The organism is Segatella copri, from assembly GCF_019127135.1.
Taxonomy (GTDB): Bacteria; Bacteroidota; Bacteroidia; order Bacteroidales; family Bacteroidaceae; genus Prevotella.
In genome coordinates, this window is sequence record NZ_JAHOEA010000038.1 from 19,553 (window position 1) to 35,660 (window position 16,108).

General features: G+C 47.0%; 12 protein-coding genes and 1 pseudogene. 5 read left to right on the top strand and 8 right to left on the bottom strand.

Translation table 11 applies throughout. The annotated features are described in order from the left end of the window. Positions 1 to 32: 32 nt before the first annotated feature. The 8 genes from KSW37_RS10530 to KSW37_RS10565 form a co-directional block, all read right to left on the bottom strand. Positions 33 to 2,414, bottom strand: coding sequence for an AraC family transcriptional regulator (locus KSW37_RS10530; RefSeq protein WP_217743467.1), 2,382 nt, complete (start codon positions 2,412 to 2,414; stop codon positions 33 to 35). Positions 2,415 to 2,614: 200 nt separating this feature from the next. Then, the gene (locus tag KSW37_RS10535) at positions 2,615 to 3,100 is read right to left on the bottom strand and encodes an S-ribosylhomocysteine lyase (protein WP_217743468.1); all 486 of its coding nucleotides are present in this window, start codon (positions 3,098 to 3,100) and stop codon (positions 2,615 to 2,617) included. 131 nt (positions 3,101 to 3,231) lie between these two features. Further along, a complete protein-coding gene (locus tag KSW37_RS10540; RefSeq protein WP_217743469.1) occupies positions 3,232 to 3,930 on the bottom strand; it encodes a 5'-methylthioadenosine/adenosylhomocysteine nucleosidase in 699 nt (232 codons plus the stop codon). A 179-nt stretch (positions 3,931 to 4,109) separates the two neighbouring features. Then, positions 4,110 to 4,574, bottom strand: coding sequence for a copper resistance protein NlpE (locus tag KSW37_RS10545; protein WP_217314428.1), 465 nt, complete (start codon positions 4,572 to 4,574; stop codon positions 4,110 to 4,112). Between the two features lie 150 nt (positions 4,575 to 4,724). Beyond that, positions 4,725 to 5,018 carry a hypothetical protein gene (locus tag KSW37_RS10550; protein WP_217743470.1) on the bottom strand — a complete coding sequence of 98 codons (294 nt, stop codon included), beginning with the start codon at positions 5,016 to 5,018 and terminating at the stop codon, positions 4,725 to 4,727. Between the two features lie 36 nt (positions 5,019 to 5,054). Next, on the bottom strand, positions 5,055 to 6,710 hold the full coding sequence (locus KSW37_RS10555; protein ID WP_217743471.1) for a carboxylesterase/lipase family protein: 1,656 nt from the start codon (positions 6,708 to 6,710) through the stop codon (positions 5,055 to 5,057). Between the two features lie 154 nt (positions 6,711 to 6,864). Further along, positions 6,865 to 7,623 (bottom strand): glycerophosphodiester phosphodiesterase family protein, encoded by a 759-nt coding sequence (locus tag KSW37_RS10560; protein ID WP_228114855.1) that lies wholly within the window; start codon positions 7,621 to 7,623, stop codon positions 6,865 to 6,867. A gap of 78 nt (positions 7,624 to 7,701) precedes the next feature. Next, complete coding sequence (locus KSW37_RS10565) at positions 7,702 to 10,428, bottom strand: TonB-dependent receptor (protein ID WP_217314431.1); 2,727 nt, start codon at positions 10,426 to 10,428, stop codon at positions 7,702 to 7,704. A gap of 208 nt (positions 10,429 to 10,636) precedes the next feature. Between KSW37_RS10565 and pafA the strand changes: the two genes are divergently transcribed. The 5 genes and pseudogenes from pafA to KSW37_RS10590 all read left to right on the top strand — a co-directional run. Next, positions 10,637 to 12,262 (top strand): alkaline phosphatase PafA, encoded by a 1,626-nt coding sequence (gene pafA / locus KSW37_RS10570; protein WP_217314432.1) that lies wholly within the window; start codon positions 10,637 to 10,639, stop codon positions 12,260 to 12,262. Between the two features lie 290 nt (positions 12,263 to 12,552). Further along, positions 12,553 to 13,731 (top strand): glycosyltransferase family protein, encoded by a 1,179-nt coding sequence (locus KSW37_RS10575; protein WP_217314433.1) that lies wholly within the window; start codon positions 12,553 to 12,555, stop codon positions 13,729 to 13,731. Further along, the gene (locus KSW37_RS10580; RefSeq protein ID WP_217314434.1) at positions 13,658 to 14,656 is read left to right on the top strand and encodes an alkaline phosphatase family protein; all 999 of its coding nucleotides are present in this window, start codon (positions 13,658 to 13,660) and stop codon (positions 14,654 to 14,656) included. The genes KSW37_RS10575 and KSW37_RS10580 overlap by 74 nt, the downstream gene beginning before the upstream one ends. 72 nt (positions 14,657 to 14,728) lie before the next feature. After that, positions 14,729 to 15,913, top strand: coding sequence for a glycosyltransferase (locus KSW37_RS10585; protein ID WP_217314435.1), 1,185 nt, complete (start codon positions 14,729 to 14,731; stop codon positions 15,911 to 15,913). Positions 15,914 to 15,975: 62 nt separating this feature from the next. After that, positions 15,976 to 16,108: pseudogene (locus KSW37_RS10590) on the top strand (IS982 family transposase); the annotation flags it as partial.

Here is a 16,108-nt window from a genome sequence, read left to right on the forward strand (position 1 = left end):
GTATTCTGCCAGTTGACATGTACCTGGTTCTTTTAATCCATTCTCAATTCTGATGGAGTTACTCCTATTATCTTCTTAAAGCAGCGGCTGAAATATTTGGGGTCAGAGAAGCCGCAGCGATAGGCTATTTCTGATACATTGAGATTCCTTTCTTCAAGAAGCATTTGGCGAGCCGTGTTCAGTCGGATATTGAGGATGAAGTTGTTGGGCGTACAGTCAAACTCTTTCTTCATCAAAATATATAAGGTTGAGCGGCTCATGCACATTTCCCTGGCAATGGTATCTACATTCAGGTCGGAGTCGGAGAGATGGTCGAGAATAAACTTTTCTACGTCTGTCCTGAAGGCAGAAGATTCGCCAGGATCCGAGATGATGGATTCTTTTTCACAGTTGTCGTTACGCTCTATTACGTCGGCTACTCTCATCTTGATGTATTCCATCTTTTCGCCTGCAGAGAGTTTTAGGGTCTTGATTTCATTCTCCAGTCGTTGTATGTACCAATAAAGTTTGAATGCAAGGAGCAATGTAATAAATACGCCTCCTCCATAAAGCATCCAGGCTATGGGACGTTCATTGAAATAAGGGGTGCGATGAATGCTTATAGATGCCTCATTGTCGCACCAGATTCCATCTCCGTTAGTCGATTTGATCTTCAGGCAGAATGTTCCTGCTGGGATGTTTGAGAGATTGATACGGTTCTCTGTGGTGTACAGCCAGTGGCTATCTACGCCCTCAAGCATATATGCATATTGTATAGGCTCGTTCTTGTTGAGGTCGATGGCTGCGAATGAAATGCTCAGACTTTTCTCCTTAGGTGAGAGCTCTATGTGTGGAGGTGTATCAAAAAGGATTTTTGGCTTGAAATTACTTATCCTTACCGTCTGTTCATTGATTGGTAATATGCCTTGTGTGGTACCAAAAAGCATCGTTTTGCTTTCTGAGACATTCAGAGGCTTTACTTCTGAGAAAGAGAAATCGCCCTTGAAAAGACTCTCGGAATAGTTGGTGAACGATTCTTTTTGGGGATTGTATTTCATCAGACAGTGCTCTGATACGAGCCATATCATACCTTGTGCGTCCTCGCACATATTGAGTATCACGTCAGACATCATACCGTTATCGGTAGTTAATGTTGAAAATTTCAGGTCGTTTGCATAAAGGTTTCCCTTTTCTATAATGTTTAAGCCTCCGCCATAAGTTGCTGCATATATCGTCCCGTTTCTTGATTGTAGCAGTGCCATCACTTCATTATTGCTTATGGATTTCGGATTGGAAGGTATTCGTTTGTTTTGTAGGAAACGAATCTTCTGCGGATTTCTATCTATATTGTAGGTGAAGAGACCGTCATTGGTGGCAAGCAGTAAGGTGCCGCTTGGGCTTAAAAGCATGTCGTGTATACATTTTGCCTGGCTGGGAAATTGTCCTATATCATTATTGCTGTTGATGAACTTGGGGTTTTCGCTCCATGGATTCTTGATAATGTTTAGACCTCCCATGAATGTTCCCAAGAGGATTCTGCCATGTCGGTCTTCTTTGATGGCATATATACTGTTGCTATTTATGCTGTAACGGCTGGCATTTTTGGTAAATGACTTTACTGAGAAATTTCCGTCTTTTGTTTCTTTTAGTCTGAAAAGTCCGTTGGGCTTTGTGCCTAACCATAGAATACCGTGTGAGTCTTGAAGCATGGAATATACGTTTGCTCCGAACGGAATTCTTGTTTTCGATATATTACCATTTTTCTTCAGGTAGCCTATTAGCGAACCTTTTGGCGCATATATCCTGACAAAGCCATTCTTGTCGGCTATGAAGATTCTTTTTTCTTTGTCCTGGAATATGGAGCGTATTACTTCTTCTCCATCATCTTTACACTTTACGGGCCCCACTTTTTCCTTCTTGAATGTGAGCCTGTCTAGACCTCGATGGGTGTATATCCAGTAGCCTCCTTGTCTGTCTTTATATAAAATGTGGGTTTCCTCGCCCTCGTATTCTGGCAGGGAAATGATTGTTGCTTTCTGTTGTGTGGTAGGGCGAAAACGATCTCCCTTGTCTGTCTTTTTGCCTTTTAGTGGTACAAACTTCTTTTCATTGGTCTTGAACAGGTAATATCCGTTGGGACATTTGCACAGGATGTTCCCTCCTGTCGTTTCGCGAATAAAGAAGATGCGATTGGTGATAAGTGGACAGTTGTCTCCTTTGCGAGCCTTGAAATTAGAAAAGGAGTATCCGTCGTAGCGACTCAGTCCATTCCATGAACTGATCCATATGTATCCCTTGCTGTCCTGAATTACGCAAGTGATGAGGCTTTGAGGTAGTCCATCGCTTTCAGTAAAATGCTTAATGCTTGTTGATGCTGCGATATCAACAAGTACAAGTGAAAGGATAAGGGTAATTAAAAATCTATTTATTCTCATATTTTCTTGTTTGTCTAGTCTTTTGTTTCTTTTGGGTGCAAAGATAATAAAAATATAGCAGAGTTTGGCAAAGTTTATGTTTTTTTAATCCATATAGCAACGGTCTTGGGAGAAAAGTTTAAAAATCCCTGGTGAAATTGTATACGATGTTTCTTAAATATAAACGCCCGCAATTTGTGGTTGCGGGCGGTCATATATGATTAGTCTTGTGTAGGATAAATTAAGTTAGCTTCTGTGATGCAGCAGAGCACCTCATCCAGATATTTTCTGGCTTCATATTTCGCCATAGGCAGGTCATGGAGCAGATAGTTGCCGCAGTCCTTTGCCGCCTGTCCCGGAATCTCGCCCTCGAAATCGGCGATAAACTGGAAGGTGCGCTTCATCAGTTCCACGATGTCCTTGCTCTCCAGGTCGCCCTTGATGAGGAGATAGTTGCCCGTGAGGCATCCCATCGGTCCCCAGTAGATGATGCGGTCCTTCCACTCCTCGTCGTTGCGCAGGTAAGTGGCAGCTAAGTGTTCGATGGTATGGATGGCACCGTTGTGCAGGCAAGGCTCCTGATTAGGCACTTTCATGCGGATATCGAAGGTGGTTACCACCTCTCCGCCAACTTCGTCCTTACGGCTCACATAGATGCCGCGGAGCAACTTGTTATGATTGATTGTAAAACTTGGAATCTTATTCATATTACTTTGAACTTTGAATATTGAACTTTGAACTTTATGATTACTTTTTACTTTGAACTCTGAATATTGAACTTTATAATAATCCGTATGGCATATCATAAAGTTCAAAGTTCAAAGCTCAAAGTTCAATGCTACAGACTCTCCAGGAAAGCCTTGGTAACATTGAATGAGCCTTCAGCCATCTTAGCCCAGAAGTCGAAATACTGCTGTGCCTTGGTATCCTTCAGCGGTACATCGCTGATGATGCGGAAGGAGATGAAAGGCGTCTTGTAGATGTGGCAGGTCTGAGCAATAGAGCAACTCTCCATATCCACCGCCATCGCCTGAGGGAAATGCTCCAGGATAGAGCGCATCTTCTCCTTGCTGTCAACAAACCATTCGCCGCTCACAATCTGGCCGGCATGGATTTTCGGGTGCTTGTTGTCTGGCAGACTGTTGATGGCAAGCGCCTTCTCCACATATTCCTTAGGTGACTTAAAGGAAGCCGGCATGCCCAGAATCTGGCCGAATTCGCATTCTTCTCCGCAGTAGGCATCGTGATAAACGCAGTTGGTAGCCACTACCACCTCGGTTACGTTGAGGTTGATATCAGCGCCTCCAGCCACGCCTGAAGAGATAACAAGGTCTGGGTGATAGTTGTCAATCATTTCCACGGCTCCGATGGTACTGTTCACCTTTCCGATGCCGCATTGCTGCATCACCACCTCATTATCGCATATCTTTCCGATAACGAAGTCTTTATAGTTTTTTCTCTCAACCTGCGATTCGGTCAATAATGTTTTGAGTTGCGCGAACTCCTTGTCCATCGCAACGATAATTCCTATTTTCATATTGTATACTAACTTTTGGGTGCAAAGTTAATAAAAATATTGCAGAGAGTAGCAAAGTTTAAGTGCTTTTTGCAATAATTTAGTCCTTATTGACAGCAAAGCACCCATCTCATATTCCGGAAGCAGGAAAAATGCTTCAGAGTATGAGATGGGTGCTCTCTTCATCAGATGTAAATAGCTTACTTCTTCCTGGTCAGCACATAGTGCTTAGCCATGGCACCTTCCGGCTCATTGCCGAGCGAATCGGTCATGATGAGGCTGTTGGCATCTTTTACCTTGTAGTAAGATGTCTCGCCGCTGGATGGACGGGTGATTTCTACCACGTTGTTGGCCAATACCTTGAAGATACCGCTCGCTTCGTCGTGACCATCCTTGCGCTCCAGATAGTCGGCTGAGTACTGGTAGGTGCTGTCGGCATTGAGCGTCAATACGGTCTTGATGCCCGGACAGTCGGCAGCAGGGAGAGTTCCCTCGTAGGTGCCGGCGATGGAATCGAGTACGACATCGTTGGAATTGAGCGAATCATTATCTGCATAACTGAGGCTATCCTGGTCAGCCCCCTGGCTATTTGTCTTCTTGCCATTGCAGGAGACAACTGACAATGCAGCGATGACGGCTGCTGTCAAAACTAATTTCTTTTTCATACTATACTGCTTTTTAATTGTTACTTAATTACGGAATCTTTTCTCTTATAGGGCTTTATCCCCGAGAAGGATTTCTCTTCGCAAAAATAGTGTTTTATTCTGTTATCCGCAAGTTTTACACAGAAATTTATAGAATATTATACTATTTTCTCAGTTTATGATGATGGGCACAATCTCTTCTTCGTTGGGCCAATGAGGCAGATAGAAGAGCGGGCGAGCGGTGCCGCCCAAGCCCGTCCAGTCTATCTGTTTCACAAAGTCGAAATCGGGAGGGCCGAAGTCGAAACTTCTGCCGTAGAGCACGATGGCGCCTCTGCCTTCATCTATCTTCCACAATCCGCCCCCGTAGGTGCATTGCTCGCCTGGAGCCAGCATGTCACGATGCAGATAGACGCGCCCGAACTTCAGTACTCCTTCTCTGTTGATAATAAATTTCTGAAACATCTCTGTTTCCGGTTTATTTAAAAAGATAGGAAGAAGTTATTTCTTCTCCCAAATCAGTTTGTCGATGAAATCATAGCGCTTCTCCATCTGGGCATCAGACTTTACCATGGTATTCACGTCAATCTGAAGCACAGGGGCTACAGCCTTGCCGTTGGTGGATGGCCACTCCGGCAGGCCCAGACCGTTCGGATTGCCGGTCTTCACGAAGTTGACGTAATACTGGCTGAAGATGTCGCTGATCATATAATCCTCTGGCTGCCATTTGAACACGTGGTTGGTTGGCAATGTACCCATCGCATACTCGATGTCGGCAGAATGAACGGCTCCCTTGTCCTGTGGCGCAGGAGCCGCATCTTCCTTGGCATCTACCACGCCACCAGCTAATGCAGCCACCTTGCCCTTGATGGCCATTGCAGGACGAGGATGACAATAGCGGTAGCGGTAAACAGGCTGTCCGCCGGTGAGTTTATGCATGTTGCCCCACTTCCATGTTGAATAATCCAGGAAGATATCCGAAGCCAGATTCACGCCCGGCTGTTCCAATACATCCTTATCGCTGTTGATGCCGTAGAGGCGGAAGAGTTCATCGGTGTTCTCTTCTCCGAAAGTAGCCTTGGCGCCAGCTTTCAGATTCTCAACGGTTGGCTGCTTGCCCATCAATACCGCCAATGGAGTCATCTCCTGGTTGTTGCCGCCGATAAGCAGAGGCACCTTGGTCTGCTCGCCCTTGGCAAATACCTCTACAGGCTGTTCTTTCATAAAATATCCGTCGATATTATAGACAGGAACCACTCTTACTTCCGCCAGCTTCATCAATTCCTCGGCAGGAAGGGCACGAAGTTCGTTGAGGTTCTTCATTCCAACCTTCTTTCCCACCTTCTTGCCGTTTTTCTTACCTATCTTCTCGGCTATTTTCTGGGCAAGCTGCACGCCTTCCTTTTCGGCCTCCTTCAGTGTAGCCACCTTCTTGAATCCCATCACCGAACCACTGGAACCCATTGCCTGCGCAAAGAGTCCCTGGCAGAGAGGGGATGCCATCAGGGCGCTGACCGACATGGAACCTGCCGATTCGCCTACGATGGTGATGCGGTTAGGGTCGCCGCCGAAAGCCTCGATATTGTCCTTTACCCACTTGATGGCAGCCACCTGGTCCATGAATCCATAGTTGCCGGAACCCTTGTAGGATGTTTCCTTAGAGAGCTGTGGGTGGGCGAAGAATCCGAAGATGCCCTCACGATAGTTGGCTGTGATGGAGATGATGCCCTTGCGTGCCATCGCATCGCCCGCATATCGAGGTTCGCTTCCGCTACCCGCCATCAGTCCTCCGCCGTTGAAATAAATGAGTACCGGCAGATGCTCCTTCATGGTCTTTGCCGGTGTCCATATATTAAGGTAGAGGCAATCCTCGCTGTTGGTCTTCGTACCGAAGTTCATATCGCCGAAGAGAGGTTCCTGCATCGGGTTCGGTCCGAACTCCTTGGCCTCGCGAACGCCCTGCCATTTCTGTACAGGCTGCGGAGCCTTCCAGCGGAGATTTCCTACCGGAGGGGCAGCGAACGGAATACCCTTGAATACTGTGATGCCTGAGAGGTCTTTTCCTTCGAGGATACCTTCGGCAGTCGTTACCTGAGTCTGCGCCATCATTCCCATACCAGGGAGCAGAAAGGCAATGGATAAGAGTAGTTTTTTCATATCTTAAATCTGTTTGTTTGCAATGATACTGCAAAAATAAACAAAATATCATTACCTTGTCTTGTTCATGCTTATTTTTTAAGTCTTTTTGCAAAAAAAAAATAAGGGCAGGCCCCTCATGATGAGAAACTTACCCTTTTTTCTGATTGTTGTATTATAAATTCTTGGCTTTTTCCGGTTCATTGGTTGTCACGTAATCGATGCCTTGCTTAAAGAAATATTTGATGGCTTTTAGATTGTTGACTGTCCAGACATTGGTAATCAGGCCGAGTTTCCGGGCTTCCTTGATCCATAACGGATGTTCGTAGAAAACGCTATCTTCATAATCGATGCCTGCATAGCCTGCATCCTTGGCATCGAGAGGGGTTAGGTCGCCATTGAGATAGGAAACCTTGGCTCCTGGAGCGTGGCGAACGAGATAATCGCAGGCGTGCTTGCTGAAGGAAATATACTCTGTTCTTGCTTCCAGTCCGGCTTCTCTTACCATCTTCAGGGTGGCATCTATGCAGCGGTCTTCATCGCTCTTCTGGATGTGCTCTTTTACTTCGAGGATGAGCTTCATATCGCCCAATGACTTGGCAGCATTGAGATAGTCCTTCAAGGTAGGAATCTTCTCGCCATTCTTGAGTCGCTTGTCCTTGATATCGGCATAGTTGGCATTCTCTATCTTGATGCCGTCAACATCATCATCGTGGAAAACTACCACCTCGCCGTCGCGTGTGATATGAACATCAAACTCTGAGCCGTAAACCCCTATCTTATAAGAGTTCTGAAGAGAAGAGATGGAGTTCTGGGCAGAACCTTCTGTCTTCCAATAGCCTCTGTGGGCAATCACCTGCTGGGCTCTATCCTTGGCTGAGGATGGGAGAATCACTCCCATCAGCAGCATCATATAAATCAAAATTCTTTTCATTGTTTTTATCTTTAATATATTTCTTCAATATGTATTTCGTTATACTTATGAAACGTATTCCAGTCTGCACTTATTGTCTTAGAATCCCATTTTAAACATCACGCCGACAACGGAGCGGGAACCGCCGATGTAGGTTGGGAAACCAATCTGTCGGCCGGAATTACCTGCATCTACGATATATTTCTCATCGAGTACGTTCTTGCCAAAGGCTCCAATCTCGTAGTAAACCTTGCCTGGCTGGAAACGGTAACCGGCTGTGAAGTTGAGCAGTCCGTAGGCATCCTGGGTAAACTCTGGCTCGTTACTCTCTTCGAAGAACACCTTCGATTTCCATGAATAGGTAGGGCGGAGATAGAAGGAAGCCTTCTCGCCGGTTGGCACGTTCAGGTCGAAGCCGATGGCAAAACTGTTCTTTGGAGTAAGGCGAAAGCGGTTGCCGGCATAAAGCTGTGCGTTTCCGTTGTCATCCTTGTCGTTGAACTTGCCCTCTATGTACGACCAGTTGCCGAAGAGATTCAGGTAGCGGCATGGAGAGTAGCTGATGCTTGCCTCCAGACCGAAACTGTGGGCACGACCTGCATCATCGTATTCAAACTTGCTGGTGGTAGCGTTGAAAACCGATGTCTGATAGTTATACCAGTCATAATAGTAAGCGCAGAAATCGTAATTCAATCTGCCTTGCAGGAGACTTCCCTTTACACCTGCCTCGTAGCTGTAGATGATTTCAGGGTCGAGTGTCTCGAAATCCTTAGGATTGTTGTTGAAATACAGCACTCCCGGACGACGGCTACGAGCCACGCTGGCGTAGATGTTGTTGCGACCAATCATGTAGTTGAGGGCTGCACGACCTACCCACGACCAGTAGCTCTCCTTGGCAGTTACCTTGGCGCTACCCTCGGTAGGGCGATAAAGTATGGCACCAAACATGCTTGGTACGGTCGCTGAAGAGTAGCCTGTTTCCTGATTCTCATAAGTTCCGCGGATACCCAGGGTGAAGTTCAGATTCTTTGTGAGTTTGAAGGTTCCGTCAGCGAAAACCTCTACAGCCTGGTTGGTTCCGTAATTCTTGCCCTGTTCGGTATAGGCAGTATCGAGCACTTTGGCCGAAATGCCCTGCAAGGTAGCCTGAATCTGTTTGCCGTTATCGCCCAAGCCAGCAAGAACCTGGTCTAAATCCATTCCTACAGCACCCAGAGCAGTCTTCAAATCACCATAAATATCAGGAGTGGTGGTCAGCGCCTTCAGTTTGCCATCAGCATCTTTTTCAGGATTCTCAGGGAACCACTTGCTCATGAGCTGGGCGAGTGCAACATCTACCATCGGCAGGTAAGCGCCAGGAAGATACTGGCTGAGCAATCCCTTTACATTATCTATCTGACTGCTGAGCGAAGCCTTCACACTCTTCTGGATAAACACCGGATAGAGGTACTGGAGATTCGCCTTGGCGTTGACATCCTGTGATGAATTCTCGTAGAAATAGCTGGCTCCCACGAAGCCAGAGAAGAACTTTTTGTCATCATAATTGAATCTGAATTCCTGGCTAAACTGAGTTCCCTTCTCTTTTTCCTCGCAGAGCAGGAGTGGGAGATTAGTACCATCTGCATCGAAATGCTCATTGCTGTTGAAGGCTCTGAATCCGGTGATGGAATTAAACGACCAGCGGTTGCTGATGTTGTGGTCGATATTGAGCAGGGCGCCACCCACGTTTCGCTTGATGCCCAACTGCTTGCCGGCTTCCAGGTTTGCAGGACTGTTTGGGTTGCTATTGCCAAAGGCTGGGTTGATGCTATGGAAGGAAGTGCCTGGATAATCATCGTGCTGATAATCGAGTACCACGCCCACGGAAGTATCATCGTTAGCCCACCATTGGGTAGAGTTTCTGAAAGCCAGGGCATTCTTGCCGTTCAGTCTGCCGCCTGCCTCGTTCTTGATGAAACCATCGCGTGCATCGTAGTCGAAGGCAAAGCGGTTGGCAAGCTTGTCCTTAATGATTGGGGTGTTGATAAAACCTGTTACCTGGCGTTGGTTGTAGCTGCCGTAGTTCAGGGAAAGTTCGCCCTTCTGTTCATTTACCGGTTTGTGGCGGATGATGTTGATTCCGCCAATCTCAGCACCTCTTCCGAAGAGAGTTCCCTGAGGACCTTTTACTACTTCCAATCGTTCCAAGTCGAATAGTTCAACGGCAGAAGAGCGGCTTCTAGATGTAGAAACGCCATCCATAAACACGGAAACTCTTGGCTGGGAATAAGCCTCGCCGCCATCTGAAGTTACACCACGAATCACGTAGCCAGGGTTGTTAGGACTCTGCAGCTGAATCTGAACGCCTGGGGTAAACTGAGCCACGTCGTCCATCTGGTGGAGATTGAGTTTCTCCATCACGCTACCTGTTATGGCACTTACAGCCACAGGAATCTCCAAACTGCTCTGCTTCTTCTTCTGGGTAGTGACGATAACTTCGCCCAGGGCTTGTGTATTTTCCTTCATCACTACCTTCAGGTTGTTGTCGTCAGCATCCTTGGTGATGGTGTTGTATCCTATATAAGTAAAGGTGAGTTTGTCGCCATCGTTCACGTTGACGTGGAACTCGCCGTTCAAATCTGTCTGTACATTCGTGTTTCCGCAGCGAACCACCACGCCAGGCAAAGCCTCGCCCTGTTCGTTGGTCACCTTGCCGCTTACGGCATTCACGCCCAATGCTTTAGAATTAGTTTTGTTTCCTTCAGGAGTATTGTCGGCTTTCGCCTCCAGACATGCTACGCCCTGCACGAGCAGGGAAGCCATTAATACAATCTTAAATCTGTTCATAATCTATTGTTTCTTGCATATTTATTTTTTTCGACTGCAAAAGTAGAATGATTTTGTTACATCGTGGTTTCTATCTGGTGAAGAAAAGATGAAGTTGAAATCAGTATTTTTTTCTTCACTCTTCTTTCATTTCTTTGTAACATGATGGCAATATCCTTTAAATACCTTTGCAGCGGTAAAAAGCATTACAGTATTTTTGAAGAAAGAAATGAATAAGGTATTTAGTTTTATTGCGTTGGCATTTCAGGGATGCGGCTCTGCTGCTGCCCAACAGGTGAATGTTTCTAACGTTCAGCGCCCCAAACTGGTAGTGGGCATCGTGGTTGACCAAATGCGATGGGATTATCTCTATCGCTATCAGAAGCGCTATGGTGAAGGTGGATTCAAGCGACTGCTCAACGAGGGTTTCTCTTGCGAAAACACCCGTATTCCGTATGTTCCATCGGTTACCGCCATCGGTCATACTTGTCTCTATACAGGCAGTGTGCCTTCTATCCACGGAATCGCCGGAAATAATTTTGTGAAGAATGGCAAGAAGGTGTATTGCACGGATGATGAAACCGTGAAGCCGGTGGGCTCCAACAGCAAGGCGGGCTTGATGTCGCCTAGAAACCTCTGGGTTACGACTCTCGGAGATGAGATGAAGATTGCATCCAACGGCAGAGCCAAGGTAGTGGGAGTGGCATTGAAAGACCGTGCTTCCATTCTTCCTGCAGGTCATAATCCGAACGGTGCCTACTGGTTTGATGATGAGAGCGGAAAGTTTATCACCAGTTCTTATTATATAAACCAGTTGCCGAAGTGGGTGGACGTGTTCAACAACCAGCATCTGCCAGAGCGTTATCTCTCGGAAAAATGGAACACACTCTATCCTGAGAATACTTACGTTGAAAGTACGGAAGATGAGAACGAGTATGAGGATGGCATCCGCAAGGGCATGAAGGCTACGCTGCCGCTCAATCTTCCAGCCCTTTATAAGAAATATGGTTACAGCATTATCCGCAAAACTCCTTTCGGCAATTCGCTGACGATTGATTTGGCAAAGGCGGCGATAGACGGCGAGCAGTTGGGTGCAGATGATGAAACCGACTTGCTGGCAGTAAGCTGCTCCAGCACGGATTATATCGGTCATCAGGTGGGAACTCATGCGGTAGAGACCGAGGATACTTATCTGCGCCTGGACAAGGCGATAGCCGATTTCCTTTCTTATCTCGATGAGAAGGTGGGCAAAGGAAATTATCTGGTTTTCCTGAGTGCCGACCATGGAGCGATGAACAACGCCCGTTTTCTGCAAGACCGCCGCATTCCAGCGGGTAATTGGGATGGTGATGCGGTGGCTGAGAAACTGAATCAGACCCTGGCTCAGGAGTATCCTAACGTGGGCAAACTGGTGAAGACCGTGATGAACTATCAGGTGTTTTTCAACCGTAACATCATCAAGGAAAACAAGTTGGATTTCGCCAAGATCAAGCAGAGTGTGGTGGACGTGTTGAAGGAAGACAGTTGCGTGCAGTATGCCTGCGATATGGAGAAGACGATGACCGAGAGCATTCCTGAGGATGTGAAGATGCGCATCGTGAATGGTTACAACCGTGAGCGAAGCGGTGATGTGGCCATCGTATTGAAGCCGAATTTCTATGCCCACGGCATGAAGGGAACCGATCATGGTGAGTGGAATCCATACGACACCCACATTCCTTTGGTTTTCATGGGTTGGGGAATCCAGCACGGTGCTACCACCAGGCAGACATTCATGACCGATATCGTGCCAACCATCGCCGCCCTGCTTCATGTTCAGGCACCGAATGGTTGCGTAGGTCAGCCGATATTCTAAATCGTATTCTAAGTTTCTGGACTTTCGCAAGTAAGCCCACACGCTCTGAAAGGGCAGAAACCCCTAGCCCATGAAGGGACTTTTTCAGTGCCCTCCATGGGCTATGAGCTTTTGGGCCTTCGACCCGTACTTTAACCACTTGCAAAACTTCAGTAAGTTTTAACTCTTTCTTCATTTTTCTCTCACATCTTTGAAATATGAATCCTATACCTTTGCACTCGGAAAGGGGCGATGATTTGCATCTGCCGCTTCGCCAAAAAAATAAGATGTTTAAAGATGTATAAAGAAAAATGAAGGTAATTTTTGTAATTCAAGGAGAGGGTAGAGGTCATCTCACCCAGGCGTTGGCGCTTAAGCAGATGCTTCTGCACGAGGGCCATGAAGTAGTGAAGGTTTTAGTGGGCAAGAGCAAGAACAGGGTGATTCCTGAGTTCTTCCAGAATAAGATAGGTACTCCTATCGAGGTTTTTGACAGTCCGAATTTCTTGCCGTCTAAGGACAACCGCAAGTTCAATCTCCTGCGCTCCCTGGCTTACAATACGCTCTTGGTTCCCAACTATCTTTCAAGTATCCATTTGATACGGAAGAATATCCAGAAGAGCGGAGCTGACATCATCATCAATTTCTACGAGGTGTTGTGCGGCATTACCTGTTCTCTCTTCTGTTTCGGTATTCCTGAGGTTTGCATCGGTCACCAGTACCTCTTCCTCCATCCTTCTTTCCAGATGCCTGGAAAGTATTCCGTACCAGAATCTTTATTAAAATTCTTTACCCGTATCACCTGTATGGGAGCCACAGCCAAGTTGGCACTCTCCATCCGTGACTACGGGGATGAGCCTGTGCACGGCATTAAGGTGGTTCCGCCGTTGCTCCGTCAGGAAGCCAAGACCATCATCCGTCATCATGGCGACTACATTATGGGCTACATGCTGAATGCCGGTTTTGCCGAGGATGTGAAGGCTTGGCACGAGAAGCATCCCCATACCCATCTTCATTTTTTCTGGGATCAGCCCGATGCGCCCGAAGAACTGAAGGTAGATGATACGCTCACCTTCCATCGCATCAACGACGAAAAATTCCTCAAGATGATGGCAGGCTGCAAGGCTTTCGCCACCACCGCCGGCTTTGAGAGCGTCTGCGAGGCACTCTACATGGGCAAGCCTTGCATGCTGATTCCGGCTCATGTGGAGCAGGAATGTAATGCGATGGATGCAGAAAGAGAAATGGCTGGCGTGGTGAGCGAGGATTTCGACATCGATAAACTGAAGGCTTTTGCCCGTGATTACGAGGAGGATGTGGAGTTCAGAATGTGGGAGAACCATGCTGAAAGCCGAATCGTTGCCGCCATAGAAAACGCTTACGATACTTATTATTATAGAAAGGAGAACCAGGCTTATGAAGAAGAAAATGATTCCATTGTTGCTGCTTCTTCCCTTGTTGTTCCTGCTCGCCGTGTATGGCAAGGATAGCAAGAAGGAGGAATCGCGTGTGGTAGTGATTGCCATTGATGGTTTGAGATGGCAGGAGGTGTTTGAGGGCGCCAGGCGCGACAGTCTGATGCCGTTTCTCTGGGAGATGGGCAGGAAGAAGGGCTGCATGATAGGCAACCGTAACCGGAAATCGAAGATGGAGGTGGCAAATGGCATCTGGAAATCCTATGCCGGTTACAGCGAGATGCTCTGTGGTGTAACCGACGATGAGCATATCTTTGACAACCGCAAGCAGTATAACCCCAACCGGTCGGTTCTGGAATTGGCAGAGGCTTGTTCTGAGTACAAGGACAGGGTGAATGCCGTGGCGAGTTGGGATGTGATTCCTTATATCCTGAATTATCGCAGAAGCGAGTTGCCGGTGGATTTCCGATCTTCTCACAGGGTGAGCAAGCAGGTTAGAAATGATAGTGTGACTTTGAACCGCGCCTTGAAGACCCTCAAGGAGAAGCATCCCAAGCTTCTCTTCGTAGAGTTTTGCGAGACCGATTATTACGGGCACCATGGCAAATGGCAGGAGTATCTGAATGCTGCCCATCAGAACGACCAGTTTATCCGCCAGTTGTGGAAATGCTGCCAGCAAGACCCCTTTTATAAGGGCAACACCACCTTTCTCATTACCTGCGATCATGGCAGGGGAGAAAGCCTGGGCGTTCACGCCAACCGTGGCGAAGTAGATTCCAAAGCTTCCTGGACAGAACATGGTAAAGAAATCAAAGGCAGCAACCAAACCTGGCTGGTGGCTTTCGGAAAAGACATCCTGCATCTGGGAGAAATGGAAGGTGGCAGAACCATCTATACCAAGCAGGTAGCTCCTACCATTGCCAGCATCCTGAAGGTTCCGTTTACGAATGATGATAATCAACAGCCGGAGGCTTCGCCGATTTATAAGATTCTCAAATAGAAGATTTATACGATTCTCACATAGCTTTTTATTTAGCAAGAATAGGATAATAACAAATAAGATTTACAGATTATGATAGGATTGTTCAATGAATGTTTTCCACCCGTCATGGATGGTGTTTCACTCACGGTAAGCAATTTGGCTCGCTGCTTTTACCAGCAGGGCAGGGAAGTGGCGGTGGTAACCCCGGAAATGCCAGGTCTCGATGAGTCTCAGCTTCCTTATTCCGTTTTCCAGTATCGCTCGTTTCCTGTTCCCGGTCGCCATCCTTACCGTTATGGTTTCCCATCGCTCGATTTCAAGTTCCAGAAGCAGGTTGCTGCTCAGAATTTTGAAATCTTACACGCCCATTGTCCTTTCTCTTCGGGTGATTTTGCCCTGAAGACGGCTCGCAGGATGGAGATTCCATTGGTGGCAACCTTTCATTCCAAATATCGTGACGATTTTGAGAGAGTAATTCCCAACAAGGCTCTGGTGGATTATCTCGTGGGCAAGGTGGTGAAGTTTTACGAGAGCGTAGATGAGGTGTGGGTGCCTCAAGCTTCTGTGGGCGAAACCCTGCGCGAGTATGGCTACAAGGGAACCTTCGAGGTGGTGGATAACGGAACCGAATTTGCCGATGCGCCTTATACCGAGGAGATGAAATGGGCAGCCAAGAAAGAGCTTTTTGTGGCAGTAGATGAACCCTTGCTCCTTTTCGTGGGGCAGCATATCTGGGAGAAGAACGTGAAACTCATCATCGAGGCATTAGCCAAGGTGAAGGATTTGCCTTATCACGCCCTTTTCGTGGGCGATGGTTATGCTAGGGCTGATATGCAGGCGATGGCGGCAAAGCTCGGCTTGTCGGGAAACAGCGATTACCGCAAGGATAAGATTACCTTCTTCGGAAGCGTGCGATCCCGGGAGTTGATGCAGATGATCTATATGGCTTCCGATCTCTTCCTCTTCCCATCCATCTATGATAATGCCCCTCTGGTGGTAAGGGAGGCTGCTTCGCTTCATACGCCTTCCATCGTGGCAAGGGGCAGCAATACGGCGGAAATCATTCAGGATGGAATCAACGGATTCCTCTCGGATAACGACGTAACTGCCTTTGCCAATCGACTCCGTTATATTCTGGAGCGCCCAACCATTATTTCCTGGGCTGCAAAGGGAGCTGCGGAGACCCTGGTGCGCTCTTGGGAGGACATTGCTGTAGAAGTTTTGGACAGATATCAGCATTTAATTGACAGACAACAAAATAGATTAGCCATTTAATCGTTATATTACTATATATAATAAGGTATACCCGTTGGCGGAATTAATTTAAGTTGATAAATATGAGTAAAAAGTTGCACATATCGCTGATTTTTAGTAACTTAGTGGTGTTCAAAACATTAAGTCCAAACCATCGTATGTACAACCTTTATACAAAATTCGTCAAAATACTCGAGATATGCAAGCAATTCTCTG